The 13,011-nt window shown below is 46.7% G+C and carries 13 protein-coding genes; 3 read left to right on the forward strand and 10 right to left on the reverse strand.

What is annotated here, in order from left to right; all coding sequences use genetic code 11:
- Positions 1–53 precede the first annotated feature (53 nt).
- Positions 54–464 (reverse strand): hypothetical protein, encoded by a 411-nt coding sequence (locus OC23_RS11110; protein ID WP_038344939.1) that lies wholly within the window; start codon positions 462–464, stop codon positions 54–56.
- A 153-nt stretch (positions 465–617) separates the two neighbouring features.
- Between OC23_RS11110 and OC23_RS11115 the strand changes: the two genes are divergently transcribed.
- Positions 618–989: a lysozyme inhibitor LprI family protein gene (locus OC23_RS11115; protein ID WP_038344875.1), complete on the forward strand. Its 372-nt coding sequence runs from the start codon at positions 618–620 to the stop codon at positions 987–989.
- Between the two features lie 64 nt (positions 990–1,053).
- Here OC23_RS11115 and infA read toward each other — a convergent pair whose 3' ends face one another.
- Complete coding sequence (gene infA / locus OC23_RS11120) at positions 1,054–1,275, reverse strand: translation initiation factor IF-1 (RefSeq protein ID WP_001284370.1); 222 nt, start codon at positions 1,273–1,275, stop codon at positions 1,054–1,056.
- 230 nt (positions 1,276–1,505) lie between these two features.
- On the opposite strand from infA, the gene OC23_RS11125 reads away from it, so the two are divergent.
- Positions 1,506–2,513 (forward strand): AraC family transcriptional regulator, encoded by a 1,008-nt coding sequence (locus OC23_RS11125; protein WP_038344876.1) that lies wholly within the window; start codon positions 1,506–1,508, stop codon positions 2,511–2,513.
- Positions 2,514–2,579: 66 nt separating this feature from the next.
- On the opposite strand, the gene truA is transcribed toward OC23_RS11125, so the two are convergent.
- The 5 genes from truA to asd form a co-directional block, all read right to left on the reverse strand.
- Complete coding sequence (gene truA, locus OC23_RS11130; protein WP_038344877.1) at positions 2,580–3,377, reverse strand: tRNA pseudouridine(38-40) synthase TruA; 798 nt, start codon at positions 3,375–3,377, stop codon at positions 2,580–2,582.
- A gap of 15 nt (positions 3,378–3,392) precedes the next feature.
- On the reverse strand, positions 3,393–4,361 hold the full coding sequence (locus tag OC23_RS11135) for an asparaginase domain-containing protein (protein ID WP_171194782.1): 969 nt from the start codon (positions 4,359–4,361) through the stop codon (positions 3,393–3,395).
- A 44-nt stretch (positions 4,362–4,405) separates the two neighbouring features.
- Positions 4,406–5,650 (reverse strand): FimV domain-containing protein, encoded by a 1,245-nt coding sequence (locus tag OC23_RS11140; RefSeq protein WP_038344878.1) that lies wholly within the window; start codon positions 5,648–5,650, stop codon positions 4,406–4,408.
- Positions 5,651–5,711: 61 nt separating this feature from the next.
- Positions 5,712–7,115 (reverse strand): FimV domain-containing protein, encoded by a 1,404-nt coding sequence (locus tag OC23_RS11145; protein ID WP_038344879.1) that lies wholly within the window; start codon positions 7,113–7,115, stop codon positions 5,712–5,714.
- A 141-nt stretch (positions 7,116–7,256) separates the two neighbouring features.
- Positions 7,257–8,375 (reverse strand): aspartate-semialdehyde dehydrogenase, encoded by a 1,119-nt coding sequence (asd, locus tag OC23_RS11150; protein WP_038344880.1) that lies wholly within the window; start codon positions 8,373–8,375, stop codon positions 7,257–7,259.
- Positions 8,376–8,563: 188 nt separating this feature from the next.
- Between asd and OC23_RS11155 the strand changes: the two genes are divergently transcribed.
- Positions 8,564–9,673 (forward strand): endonuclease/exonuclease/phosphatase family protein, encoded by a 1,110-nt coding sequence (locus OC23_RS11155; RefSeq protein ID WP_038344941.1) that lies wholly within the window; start codon positions 8,564–8,566, stop codon positions 9,671–9,673.
- A 345-nt stretch (positions 9,674–10,018) separates the two neighbouring features.
- Here the strand turns inward: OC23_RS11155 and OC23_RS11160 are convergent, their stop codons facing one another.
- From OC23_RS11160 to OC23_RS11170, 3 genes are read right to left on the reverse strand one after another with little or no spacing between them, the layout of a single operon-like run.
- Positions 10,019–10,732, reverse strand: coding sequence for a hypothetical protein (locus tag OC23_RS11160; RefSeq protein ID WP_038344881.1), 714 nt, complete (start codon positions 10,730–10,732; stop codon positions 10,019–10,021).
- A 2-nt stretch (positions 10,733–10,734) separates the two neighbouring features.
- Entirely contained in the window at positions 10,735–11,616 is an 882-nt protein-coding gene (locus OC23_RS11165) for a DUF6502 family protein (RefSeq protein WP_038344942.1), read from the reverse strand.
- 47 nt (positions 11,617–11,663) lie between these two features.
- Positions 11,664–12,905, reverse strand: a complete 1,242-nt coding sequence (locus tag OC23_RS11170; protein ID WP_038344882.1) for a cupin-like domain-containing protein — start codon at positions 12,903–12,905, stop codon at positions 11,664–11,666.
- Between the last annotated feature and the right edge of the window lie 106 nt (positions 12,906–13,011).

The following is a 13,011-nucleotide window of genomic DNA, read 5'->3' on the forward strand; positions in this document are numbered from 1 at the left end:
GCGGTATCAAAAGTAAAAACGCAGCAAAAGCTGCGTTTTTTTATGCTGGACCTTTAGCAGGCCTTGCCTTCATAACGGATGGCACGGGCGATTTGCTGCCGGTCCAGCTCGAAAATAATATGGCAATAGAAATTTACATCATAAGATTGCTGGCTGGTCGAGATCGATCCTAATCGCACTGAACCACTCATCGGTGAGCCTAGATCTCCATAAGACTGTGCCATCGGAACCGGAATCTGGATCGGGCGCAGTACCGTAAAAATCAGCTGTTCTTTGCTTCGCTGCGGTTGTTTGAGTGTCTGAAATCCCAAATGACGCAAGTTCAGGTTTTGCTGGATCTGATCGGCGGACTGGCCAAGATACGGCTGTAAATAGTCCTGTAAAGGAACAGGCCGCATTCCAGACGTTGCGCATCCCTGCAAGCCCAGAACGAGCGCGGCCAGATATATTTTATAATGTGTCATGTGATCATCCTGAATGCTGTCGCTCATTTTCCTATTCTAAGGCGAGCTGCAGATAAAGACAAAAATGTACAAACTTGTCTACTTTTGGGTAATATTAAAGAGAAGCAAAATATGCTTAGATGAGCCTGAAATTTAAAAGATGTGGAAAGTTTTATGTACAGGTTACTATTCGGATTGATCAGTAGTGTCGTGGCGACACTAAGTTATGCGGATAATTGTGATAAAACACGTAGTAGTTATGATGATGTTTACTGTACCAACAAAATTTATCTGGGCGCTGATACCGACCTCAATAAAAACTATCAGCTGGTACGTAAATACCTGAACGAAACCCAGGAAAAAATTTTAAAAAAGTCCCAGCTGGCCTGGATTCGTTATCGCGATGCTGAATGTAGCGATAACCTGCAAAGTACTGAAAATATCCAGTGTCGCCTGAACATGACCCTGGAGCGTAATAACTGGCTGCAGGAGCGGTTACGTGAATGTGAAGCGGGCACATGTAAAACGACACGCTTGAGTGAGTAAACTCAGAAACGGGCATAAAAAAAGCCACATAAAGATGTGGCTTTTTTGCATTCACTAATCTGACTTAGCGTGCACGATAAGTGATACGACCCTTGGTTAAATCATAAGGTGTCATTTCAACTTTTACACTGTCACCTGTCAAAATACGAATATAGTGTTTACGCATTTTACCAGAAATGTGAGCAATAACTTCGTGACCGTTTTCTAAACGTACACGGAACATCGTATTAGGAAGCGTTTCGGTGACAACGCCTTCGAACTCAATGAGTTCCTCTTTATTGGCCATAGCCTACCTGATGATCAAATTGGGAAGGCGCAAATTATAGTCAATTTATTTAAAATTTACAAGATCAAGTCGCTATAAGGCTGTCACATATTAACCGAAAGAAACTGTCGGACAATTTCTGAATTTTTTTAACAAAATAAGCAGAATATTGTTGTCAGTTTGGTCAATCAACGTTAATCTAAAATTGTTGTTCATTGTCATAATAACGTATTTACAGGGAAGGGCACTGCGTGGGTCAGCTAACAGATGCATCAGTTGTATTGCGCTTTGGTTATCAGGCAATTCGTAAAGCAGGATTACCAACCGAAGAGATTTTAACAAAAGCCGGCGTGGCATTAAATCAGGTTGATACTAATGCAAGAACGCCCCTGAGTGCACAAAATGCTTTCTGGATTGCGGCTCAGGACGTCAGTAAAGACCCTGATATCGGACTCCATCTGGGGGAGCATTTACCCCTGTATCGTGGACAAGTCATTGAACATTTATTTATCAGCAGTGAAACCTTTGGTGAAGGGTTAAAGCGTGCTCTGGCCTACCAGCGCCTGATTAGCGATGCCTTTGATGCCAAACTGGTTGTCGAGGACGGACGTTGCTATCTGACCAATGGCGAGCAGTTCTGGTCAGATAATCTGGTCAACCGTCATTTCTCGGAATGTGCCATGTCTGGCATTTTACGTTTCTTCAAGTTTATTACCGAAGGTCAGTTCGAGCCTATCTACATTGATTTTAATTTCAGTGAAGGCGCTGCCGATGACGAATATTTCCGGGTGTATGGCTGTCCGGTCAGTTTGGGGCAAAAAGAAACACGACTGTATTTTGATGCTGCGGTACTGGACTATCCATTGTGGCAGGCTGAACCCGAGCTCCTGCAATTGCATGAGCAACTGGCAATTGAAAAATTACAGGAACTGGCGCGATACGATCTGGTAGGGGAGGTGCGCCGTGCCATTGGCTCGACTCTGGAAAGTGGTGAAACCACGCTGGAAACAGTGGCAGCACAACTGAATATCACCCCGCGCCGCTTAAGGACACAACTGAGTGAAGCCAATACCAGCTTCCAGCAAATTCTTTCGGATTATCGTTGCCGTCTGGCGAAAAAGCTCTTGGCCAACACCAGTGAAAGTGTGGAACGAATCGTGTATTTGACCGGATTTTCCGAGCCGAGTACGTTCTATCGTGCATTTAAGCGCTGGACCAATGAAACACCGGTAGAATACCGTAAGCGCAAACAGCGTTAATCATTCCGCAACAAAAAAGCCTGATCCAGTTGTGATCAGGCTTTTTTATGTCGAGTGGTGCCTTGCTTATTCGGGTAAATTGAGCCAGTGAGGGCCTAGTGGTGTCTTGGGCAGGTCAAACTCGTCCGGATAATAAGCCTGAATAAAATACAGCCCATCAGAAGGAGCGGTAATGCCGGCAGCAGTACGGTCTTCTGCTGCAAACATGGTGTCGATATGGTCAATGTCGTACATGCCCTGACCGATTTCGAGCAGGCAGCCCATGATATTACGCACCATATGGTGCAAGAAACCGTCTGCCTGAATATCCAGTACCAGATAACGGCCATGCTCAAACAGGCGACAATGTTTTACATGACGCACGGGCTGATTTGACTGGCAGGCCGCAGCACGGAAGGTTTCAAAGTTATGGGTTCCCTCGAACTTGGATGCCGCGGCAATCATTTTTGCAACATCCAGGTTCTGGTAGAGATGGGTTACCTGTTTATGCAGCAAGGCTGGACGTGTTGGAGCGTTATATACCACATAACGATAACGGCGGGCGATGGCTTTAAAGCGGGCATGGAAGTTTTCATCCATGCGCTTGATCCACTGGATTGAAATATCTTTAGGCAGCTGGCTATTGGCCCCCCGAATCCAGCCTTGTTCCGGACGGATCGCTGCGGTATCAAAATGTGCCACCATATTGGTTGCATGCACACCGGCATCGGTACGGCCTGCGCCATGCAACATGACCGGTTCATTGGCAATTTTACTCAACACCTTTTCGATGCTTTCCTGCACAGTGACAACGCCAGGCTGTTGGGTTTGCCAACCACGGTATTGAGTACCGCAAAATTCAATACCAATTGCATAACGTTGCATGTTCTAACCTCAGTCCTAGTGTTGTTGCCAATGATCGAAGCATTGTTGGTGGGTCGGGTATTTTAAATACATTTGCAGGGCTTTTGCATATAAATCGGCATGGCTATGACAATCATTGAGCAAAACTTTGGCAGATTGAATCCATGTGCTGACGGCATAGCGCTGGTCCAGCTGTCCGGAAGTAACCTGGGTACTGATAATTGGCAGGCACTGTTTTTGATAAAACGCTTCAAATAACCCGAGGATTTCATCATTAACGGCAATATTACCGGTACCAAACCCTTGCAAGACCAGAAAATCAGGTGGATCAAGCAGCAGGTTGTTGAGCTGCATGATCAGTTGCTCTTTGGCAATTGGCTGTAACATCAGGTTGAGCATGCTCATTTGCGCTGCTTTTGCAATATGCTCAGGCTGTATGATCAAGGCATCTGCTGTGGTAGGGCAATGCTGTTCGGCCCGAACCCCGCTAAATGCATCCAGTTCCGTGGTATGCACTTTGAGGGTTGTCTGGGCATGGAATACCTGGTGGTGAAAAGCCAGATAGACTCCGCTTGGCAGGTCCAGTACCTGTTCGAGTGCCAGGTATAAATTGCCGGTTGCATCGGTAAATTCGCGTGTATCGTTGCCTTCAACATTGAGTAACGGATATTGGCTACCGGTAATAATCGCATGGCAGGAATGTCCAAGGAAGCGTGCCAGTGTTGCTGCGGCATAGCTGAGAGTATCGGTTCCGTGAATAATCACGAAATGCTGAAAGCCATCGAGTTGTAATTGTTGGATCTGTTGTACCAGTTGCAGCCAGTCGGTTGCGGTACAGGCACTACTGTCTTTAATACTGGGTGCAGCGAAACATTCGACCTGTAGATGGGGGGGGATCACCTTGCTGAGCAGGGGTAAAAAGTCCTGTTCCGGCATTGGCATTAACGGTTCGCCAACACAGCCAAAAGTTCCACCCATATAGATTAAAGCGATTTTTTTCATCATAAAAAAAGCAGTCCTAGAGACTGCTTATATTAGACTGATCAAATTCAGGAAGCTATTTGATTCAGTAAAATTTCTGAACGTTGTTGCTGTTCGGCATTCAACCCCGAGGTATTTTTTAACAATTCACGGGCAGATTGGTAGGCACCCAGCTCAATATATTGTTCGGCCAGTTCTAAGTTGAGCTGGGCTTCATCGAGCTGTTGCAAGTCCGGGAAGGATTGTACCAGTGGATCATGACTTGCTAGAGCTTGAGCTGGTGCTGGTGTAAATTCAGCTTTAGGTTCAGCAACCGGTGCGGGCGCTACATTGTCAAATGAAAATTCAGTCTCTTCAACCGAGGTTTTTTCTTCAGCTTGCGTTTGAGACGGTTCAAAACTGAAATCAAAGCTTGGTGCTGTTTCTGTACTTTGCTGTTTAGCTTCAGGCTGATGTGGAACAACTTCTAAATCTGCAAAGTTAAAGTCTAATTCGGGTTTAGTGTCTTCAACTTTGCCCTGTTCAGTCTGCGCTGGGGTTGAATCCAGATCAAAAGAAAACTCAAGCGGCTGCTGCTGTTTAGCTTCAGGTGTTTCAACAGGTGTCGGGGCCGGTTCAACCGTTTCCTTTTGTTCAAAAGAAAAGTTGAAGTCTAAAGGTTGTATTTCAGGGGCTGCTTCTACAGGTTTTGCTGCTTCTTCTGCTGGAGCGGCATATTCTGATTGCAGGTCTTCAAAAGATTGCGCCGCTGGGGTTTGTACCAAAGCATCAAAATCTGCACTATGGTCTTGAGCGGCTGATTCCGGCGAGCTTTGGTGGAAATGTTGTGCGGCAGAAGCAAACTCGATCGAATCGGGCTGTTTGTTCTGTACATATTCGCGATGCTTGATCTCGGCGGCCTGGGCAATATCTTCAAGCTTGAGTGCATGCACATGTTTGATCAGCTGATCGATTGCAAAATCATCTTTTTGCTTGAGATGGATATCCAGTAAAAACAGATAAAGTTCATGCTGCGAATTGTCTTGTTTTAATGCCTGATTGATTTGTGCTTCGGCAGCCTGGAAATTGCCAAGCTGAATCTGTTTTTCAAGCTGCTGGCGAAGCGTTTCAGAAATCGCAGTTGTTACTTGAGGGGCAAGTTCCTGCTCTTCCCGAACAAGAGTGGTACGTGAAGCCGTCTTGGCTGCAGTTTTTTTGGCGCTTTTGGCTGTCGCTTTTTTTGTTGCAGTATTGGCCTGATTACTTTCACGTTTTTTCAAAAAGATCGCGACTACCAGCACAATGACCAGTAGTACAATGATGATATTTGACATGATCTTTACCCCTTAAAGATAGAGCCGCTTTTATACAAATTTATGAGAGTCTTTTCGTCAGCTAGCGTGTTGGCTTTTTAGTTTCCTGCTGTGCTTTCAATTGCTCCTGCAACTCGGCAAGTCGTGCATTTAACAGTTGAATGCGTTGTTCCTTCTGGTGTAGTGCCAATTCTAACTGGGTGACGTTTCTTTGTAATGTAACGGTTTTTTCACGAGCTGTCATAACTTTTAATGACAAGTCTGCACTGGTTTTAGGTTGTAATGTGTCTTTTTTGGCACTTCCGCTACTAGAATCTTGTTGACTTTCAGCCACTAAAGACATTTCGGCCTGTTGTAGGCGATATTTGGCCTTACTGCTGGCCGGACGCTGGGTCTGGGCGGCCATCTGGTTCGCTTTGCTGTGCTGCTGGGTTGCGCTTGCGGCGAGATTGATATTCAGCTGTGAGCCCTGTCTAAGCCGGTTTGCATGACCACCAATAAAGGCATGTTCATTTTGCATCTTGATTTGATGCATTACCTGAGATACCGGTTGTCGGGTTTGTCCGGCAATACGCTGTGCAATACTCCATAATGATTCATTACGCTGTACTACATGTTGTTGTGCAGTCTCATCTGATGGCGTTGCTGGGGGCTGAACAGGAGCTTTTTTTGGGGTGGCTGCAAGCTCTTTGGCCTGATACTGGGCCTTGGTTGTTTCCGGATCTTCAACTGCCTGTACAACACGTGTCGCATCATGTTGTGGCTGGTATGCCGCCGTAACGACAGTTTCATTTTTGTTGCCTGAACCGGCAACTGGCTGTGTCGCAGGTGAGCCGGGGGCCGGTTCTGCTCCGGCTGGCGCGGCCACAGCGATGGCTGCAGCATGGAGCGGAGCCGAAGTCTGCGGTGTTTTTAAGACCGGCGGCAGGGCAAATGCGGCATTGAGCAATCTCTCCTGCTGAGGCGGCTGGGCGTCGGTATTGGCCGTTGCAACATTGAAGCGGGTGCTTTCAGGTAGATTGAGTGCAATATCTTTTTCACTGACAATAAACTTGGGGGTCAGAGCCTTCTCGTTGCTGTTTCTGGCATTGAGTGTTGCCTTGGCTGGCTGGCGCATGGACTGGCGAATCTGTTTTAGATGGGCAGCGCCGCCTTCTTGTATCTTGATAATGATATTCAATTCAGCATCGGTCATCGGGCGGGAAGAAGTAATGACAATGACTCCTTCTCCCTGATTGTTACGACGTGTAAAAAAGTTCAGGTTGGCAGGAGGCTGATGCGAGGCCCCGATCATCATCAAGTCTTCCGGAGTGGCCAGACTCACCTCAAATTTCGAGTCGGGATCTGCCTGATGAAAACTCATTTCAGCATAGAGCAATTCGCCTGGGGCAGACTGGATTTGCAATGGATCAAGTGTAATGGCATAAAGATGTTGTGACGAAATTATGGCTAAAATGGCAATTTTTAATTTGTTATAAACAGTCATCTCGATCCATGAAAAAGTGATGTTATGGTCAGAAAAAAGTATACATTACCGTGATGTAAATGAATTGTAAATTCTTCATGTTGCATCGGCATAAAAAAGCCGATCAAATGTGATCGGCTTTTGATTTTTCGGGATTTTTGCTTAAGCGTTCTTGTATTCAACCAGGATACGCAGCATACGGCGTAGCGGTTCGGCCGCACCCCAGAGCAACTGGTCACCGACCGTAAATGCACCGAGATATTCTTTACCCATATTCAGCTTACGCAAACGGCCGACTGGTACAGTCAATGTGCCTGTAACGGCCACCGGAGTCAGGTCAGTCATGGATGCTTCACGGGTATTTGGCACCACTTTTGCCCACTGGCTAGAGTTGCGGATCATGTCTTCGATCTCGTCCAGTGCGACATCTTTTTTCAGTTTCAAGGTCAATGCCTGAGAGTGACAACGCATTGCACCGATACGGACACAGTGACCATCGATTGGCACAATTTGCTGGTTACCCAGAATCTTGTTGGTTTCGACCTGACCTTTCCATTCTTCTTTTGACTGGCCGCTTTCAAGCTGCTTGTCGATGTATGGAATCAATGAACCTGCCAATGGTACGCCGAAGTTTGCTTTCGGAAAACCTTCACCACGTTGCAGGTCGGCAATTTGACGGTCAATGTCAAGAATTGCAGATTTAGGATCATCCAGTAAGTCTTTGGTATTGTTATACAGATAGCCCATGCCTGTGATCAGTTCACGCATGTTTTGTGCACCTGCACCCGAAGCTGCCTGATAGGTCATTGAGGTTGCCCACTCCACCAGATTGTTCTGGAACAGTGAACCTAAGCCCATCAACATCAGCGAAACGGTACAGTTACCACCAACAAAAGTTTTGGTACCGTTTACCAGACCATCCTTGATCACGTGCAGGTTTACCGGATCAAGCACAATGATTGCATCATCTGCCATACGCAGGGTCGATGCTGCATCAATCCAGTAGCCATCCCAGCCTTCGGCCTTGAGCTTTGGAAAAACTTCAGAGGTGTAATCACCGCCTTGGCAGGTTAAAATGACATCCATTTGCTTCAGACTGTTAATGTCCGTTGCATCCATAAGTGCTGGGGCAGTCTTACCACCAAATGCAGGCGCTTCACCACCTGCATTACTGGTAGAGAAATAGAATGGCTCGATATGAGCAAAATCATTCTCTTCAACCATACGTTGCATCAGGACGGAACCAACCATCCCACGCCAACCGACCAGACCTACTTTCATGTCATTGTGCCTCGGTATGTAAAAAAATTTAAAGGGGTTTGAGTGTATCAAAAGCGTCCACAACTGCAAGCCTTAGCTATGTAAAACGGTCAGTTTATTGAGTGGAATATCTTGTTTATATTAGAGAGAAAATTGATAAAGCGACAGCTTTATTGTAAATCTATGCTATCCCTAAGAGAAAAATGAAGATGATGTGGATTCAGATTTGCGCAGCAGTGGTGATATGGCTTTCGTTTTGGTCTTTGATCCCGAGAGATGAATGGTGGATTCGGGGAGCCGATTTTCCCCGCTTGCAAATCTTGGCACTGGGGATCGGGACGGGGGCTGCGATGCTATTCGGACTGCCAGACTGGAGCCTGGGCACCGAAGTCCTGTTTGTGGGGCTGGTCGCTGCGATTGCCTACCAGCTCAAAATGGTCTTGCCCTATACGCCGCTATGGAAAAAACAGGTGCAGCAGGTCAGGCCGGAACAACTGAAGCCTGATCAGCAGCTTTCCTTGCTGGTTGCCAATGTCCTGACGCCAAACGATAAATATCATCTGTTACTTGAGCATATTGAGAACCTGAAACCTGATGTAGTGCTAACGCTGGAATCCAATGCGGCCTGGCAACAGGCACTTCGCAAGATCGAGCCAGATTATCCGTTCCGGGTACCGGTACCGCTAGAGAATCTGTACGGGATGCATCTTTATAGCCGCCTGCCGTTAAACCATACCGAAGTGAAGTTCATCTTAAGTGATGAAATTCCTTCCATCCATACCTGGCTGACTTTGGCTTCGGGAGTACAGGTCAAACTGTATTGTTTACATCCAAAGCCGCCAAGTCCCACTGAGGCCAAAGATTCGACTCTCAGAGATGCAGAGCTGCTGCTGGTCGGTGACCAGATCAAAGATCATGACCAGAGCTGTATTGTGATGGGTGACCTGAATGATGTGGCCTGGTCCAGAACAACACGTTTATTCCAGCGGATTAGCGGTCTGCTTGACCCTCGGGTGGGGCGCTATTTTATGAATACCTTCCACGCCGATTATCCGTTATTGCGCTGGTCGCTGGATCATATCTTTCATAGTACAGATTTTGGTCTGGTCAAGATGAAGCGTTTGTCGCATATCGGTTCAGATCATTTTCCGATTTATGTGGTTTTACAAACAGACCGTCTATTTGAACAACAACAGCAATCATTGCAACAGACTGCCGAAGATGAACAGGAAGCGCAAGAGGCGATACAAGAAGGCATAGAAAAGGCAGAACAGGAAGAAAAAAAGGTAACAGACCCGTTGGCGCAACCGCATCAATAGCATTGAAAAAAGTGCTGAATGACGGTCGCGATCCTGATCTGGCAAATACCGCAAACCGGCTTATTTTAAACTTTAACTAATTAATGTACGTTATTTCGTACATGGATTTAAGTTTGCAACGAATAGTCCTGCCCGTACAAAAGATTTATTCTAAATACATCAGCACAGGGATGCAGGAATGGATTTCCGCTTAAGGACAGCAACGCTGAGATGGAACAGTCATCATGGATATGATGCATGCGATGGACGCAACACAATAAAAATAACGTGAAAGCACAACCTCATTTGCCCGGGTCTTGCAGGATGCGAGATCCGGGTTTTAATTTTTGCTCATTATCGTATGTCTTATTCTGGCTTTTCACCTTTTGGAATTTCCGGTAAGGGCGCAGACGGGTCTACCGGTTCAGGGTTACTATGAATACGCCGTTTATGGATCGGTATGCCGAGCTGTGCCGCATCACATTTTTCCCACACCGTTTCAGGAGTAGGCGGAGTGGTATGGTAGAAGGCCTTATAGTTGACAGTGAAAGGCAACTCGGTTTCTGCAAAGTTGAGATCCAGCTCATAATGACGCGTTTCGTAGGGGCGTAAGACCTGTAATTCATCTTGCCCGTCAGCACATCTGAAAGACTGGCCGTGAAAAATGACGGTATCACCCACCTGAAATTCAACAGGACGGCACGAAGGGACAAGCTGATAAATATAATCGGCAGTCGTATTTGTAATTTCAACCTGTAAGGGAGACTTGGCCAGGGCATGAACAGCGTTTAGTGTTAACGGCTGTCCGGTTTCCCCGTCAATTAAGCGCAAATTACGCTGTATGCCGTTACAGTTACTCTGGCTTTCTGGAGGCGCAGTGACGAAATATTCATAACGCTCATCTTTATCTCCGGTAGATGGATTTGAAATCCCGCCATTGCCACCACCACCCGGTAACGGTTTCTGGGTGCCCGAGCCACTGCCTCCCAGACTGACATTGGCTGCTGAAAAGTTTTCCCCGCATGCGGTCAATATCAGGGCTGAAACGACAAAAAAGCCCGGGAAAATTATGGTTTTCATTTTTATTTATCCTTAAAAGTATAAGGCACTTGCAGTTTTATTTGTGCATCGTACTGATAGACCCCAAACCGGAATTGATAGTTGGCATCTGCCTGATCCTGGTCCTGTTCACAATGATGAATGGCGGCATTCAAGAGTTGTTTAGCCATATTTTGCCAGAGCTCGATACTGAGCTGCCGCAGTGCTTCAACGGACTGGGCCGTTAACTTTTCGGCATGCACTGCCTGTTCGAGATGGGTAAAGTTTTTTTCACTGATAAAGTTGTCAATGCCAGCAGCCAGATGATCGGTCAGGTTGGCAGAGAACAGGGCTTTACTTTCCTGCATCTGGTTGTCGGGTGTAAAACTGTTCTGCTGTAGCACCACCATCTGGCCGTGCTGTTCCACCACGCCTAAACGTTGCAATTCAAACAGAATTGAACGTGGGTGCTTTTCGGTCGAGATATGTCTGACCAGTGCTTCAAAACTGTCTTCGTCACCCGAAACCGGAATCTGTTGTGGAAGATCCAGTGCAACCCAGCGGGCAATGACACGGGCCGGAACACTAATGGCAACACTGGGTGTTTCGGTGCTGCTTTGGCTGGCCTGTTGCCGAAAAGCACTGACATCTTTACGGTGCAGTCCTGATAACAGGCTGACTGCCGAATCGGTTTTATTCTGTTGAATCCGGTCAAGTTCAGCCAGTGCCTGTTCATAAAAGATGGGCTTTAGAGCCGCCACAAAGTCGGTATAACCGACACCTGAATGAATGAGCCAGCGTGCAATATGCTGCATCATTGGAAAAATGCTTTCCAATGTGGTTTCTGCTTCCTGTGCAATAAGCCCCTGCGCAGGGTTGGCAACGGGTGCTTTGTCATTCATCACCTGATGTGTGGGTTTTACCATGAAAGCCTCTGCATAATTGAAACGTATCAGTAACTGGGCGGGCCAGTCTAACAATGGCTGGACGATGGGAAGAATTCTGCTCCGCCATTGTCGATCTTAAAATGAGTAAACGAAACACTGATGGAAATGTCCAGACTTTCGACACAATGCCACCAGCCCAGCGGAATAAATAAAGCTTCCCCGGGTTCCAGAATGCATTCGATTTTACTGCTTTGCGCAAAATCTGGAAATGAGGCGGTCAAATCGGTCTGGTGAGGATCGGCCACCTGGCTAAACACGGCTACATCGTTATACAGATAGGGCACTTGCAGTGCCGGAATCAAGGTCACTTTCTTGCGGCCGTAAATCTGAACCAGAATATTATTGGTCAGGTCATGGTGTAAGGGGGTAAATGTGCCTTTGGGGCCAAACCAGATAAAGCTGCGATCATCGCGCTGGCTATGGTCGGTATAGCCATGAAAATGATCCAGATCGTTAAACAGGACAGCCAGACTGGACTGGCTGGCTTTGGCATTGTTGGCGGTCATATAAAAATTATTGGAGTGTTGGGCCCGCTCAACAAGCTCGACAAATTCATTCATCTGCATTCTGGTCTTATGCTGAATGGAATTCCGTTCAAACATCGGGTCCTGTTCACGGTTGCACTGTACTTCGATCTGCTGGCTGCCGACAGTATCTTTGAAGTATTGGGGAGACCATGTTTTCAATGCAGGCCAGTGAGACACTGAATCGGTAAAAATAACAGGCAGGTTCCGGCTGTAATAATGCCGGATAAACTGCCCGAATGAAGGACAGGGGATGCGTTGAACTTGCAGGTATGCCGGATTTAAACGGGCAAAACGGTCCAGGGTATTGAGCAGCCAGTTGCGTTTCCGGACCAGAAAATGCTGTTCCCGTGCAATTTGAAAATAAGGATGCTGGTGGAGCCGGGTCAACGCTTGTGCAATCGTGCTTTCAGTGCAGCCCTGCTGTTGTAGCGATTGATAAATATCGGTCAGATCCGAGCCATCCAATACGGCCTGCGCGAGCCATTTCTGCTGCTGGTGATTAAGAATGCGAACGGACTGAGTCTGCTCATCTGTCACTGTGGGGGCATACAGTTGCTCAGGTCGGGATGCCGCTGGCGTGTCAGCTAAATCATCAGGTTCAAGCTGGATCAGACCTTCACGCTGCAAAATATTGACTAAATCCAGAGGAGGGCAGCCACGTTTCAGGTTTTCTTCTAGCCAGTTCTGCCATTCAGTAGGTAATGCACTGAATTGTCTGGCTAATTTTTCATGTTTACCCATAGCTTTTCCCTGTCCCTAGTCAAGATTTTTGACCTTCCGTTATTTATTTAAGCACAAATATATTTGCACTCAAGCAAAAAAGTGTTAAATTTTCACACGAATAAAA

Origin of the sequence: Acinetobacter sp. A47, from assembly GCF_000805455.1 — a bacterium.
Lineage (GTDB): Bacteria > Pseudomonadota > Gammaproteobacteria > Pseudomonadales > Moraxellaceae > Acinetobacter.

Bases quoted from the DNA above. Each gene is read 5' to 3' on its own strand.
- OC23_RS11110 (WP_038344939.1), bottom strand. From the start codon at position 464: ATGACACATTATAAAATATATCTGGCCGCGCTCGTTCTGGGCTTGCAG.
- OC23_RS11115 (WP_038344875.1), top strand. From the start codon at position 618: ATGTACAGGTTACTATTCGGATTGATCAGTAGTGTCGTGGCGACACTA.
- infA (WP_001284370.1), bottom strand. From the start codon at position 1,275: ATGGCCAATAAAGAGGAACTCATTGAGTTCGAAGGCGTTGTCACCGAA.
- truA (WP_038344877.1), bottom strand. From the start codon at position 3,377: ATGCAACGTTATGCAATTGGTATTGAATTTTGCGGTACTCAATACCGT.
- OC23_RS11135 (WP_171194782.1), bottom strand. From the start codon at position 4,361: ATGATGAAAAAAATCGCTTTAATCTATATGGGTGGAACTTTTGGCTGT.
- OC23_RS11140 (WP_038344878.1), bottom strand. From the start codon at position 5,650: ATGTCAAATATCATCATTGTACTACTGGTCATTGTGCTGGTAGTCGCG.
- OC23_RS11145 (WP_038344879.1), bottom strand. From the start codon at position 7,115: ATGACTGTTTATAACAAATTAAAAATTGCCATTTTAGCCATAATTTCG.
- asd (WP_038344880.1), bottom strand. From the start codon at position 8,375: ATGAAAGTAGGTCTGGTCGGTTGGCGTGGGATGGTTGGTTCCGTCCTG.
- OC23_RS11155 (WP_038344941.1), top strand. From the start codon at position 8,564: ATGATGTGGATTCAGATTTGCGCAGCAGTGGTGATATGGCTTTCGTTT.
- OC23_RS11160 (WP_038344881.1), bottom strand. From the start codon at position 10,732: ATGAAAACCATAATTTTCCCGGGCTTTTTTGTCGTTTCAGCCCTGATA.
- OC23_RS11165 (WP_038344942.1), bottom strand. From the start codon at position 11,616: ATGGTAAAACCCACACATCAGGTGATGAATGACAAAGCACCCGTTGCC.
- OC23_RS11170 (WP_038344882.1), bottom strand. From the start codon at position 12,905: ATGGGTAAACATGAAAAATTAGCCAGACAATTCAGTGCATTACCTACT.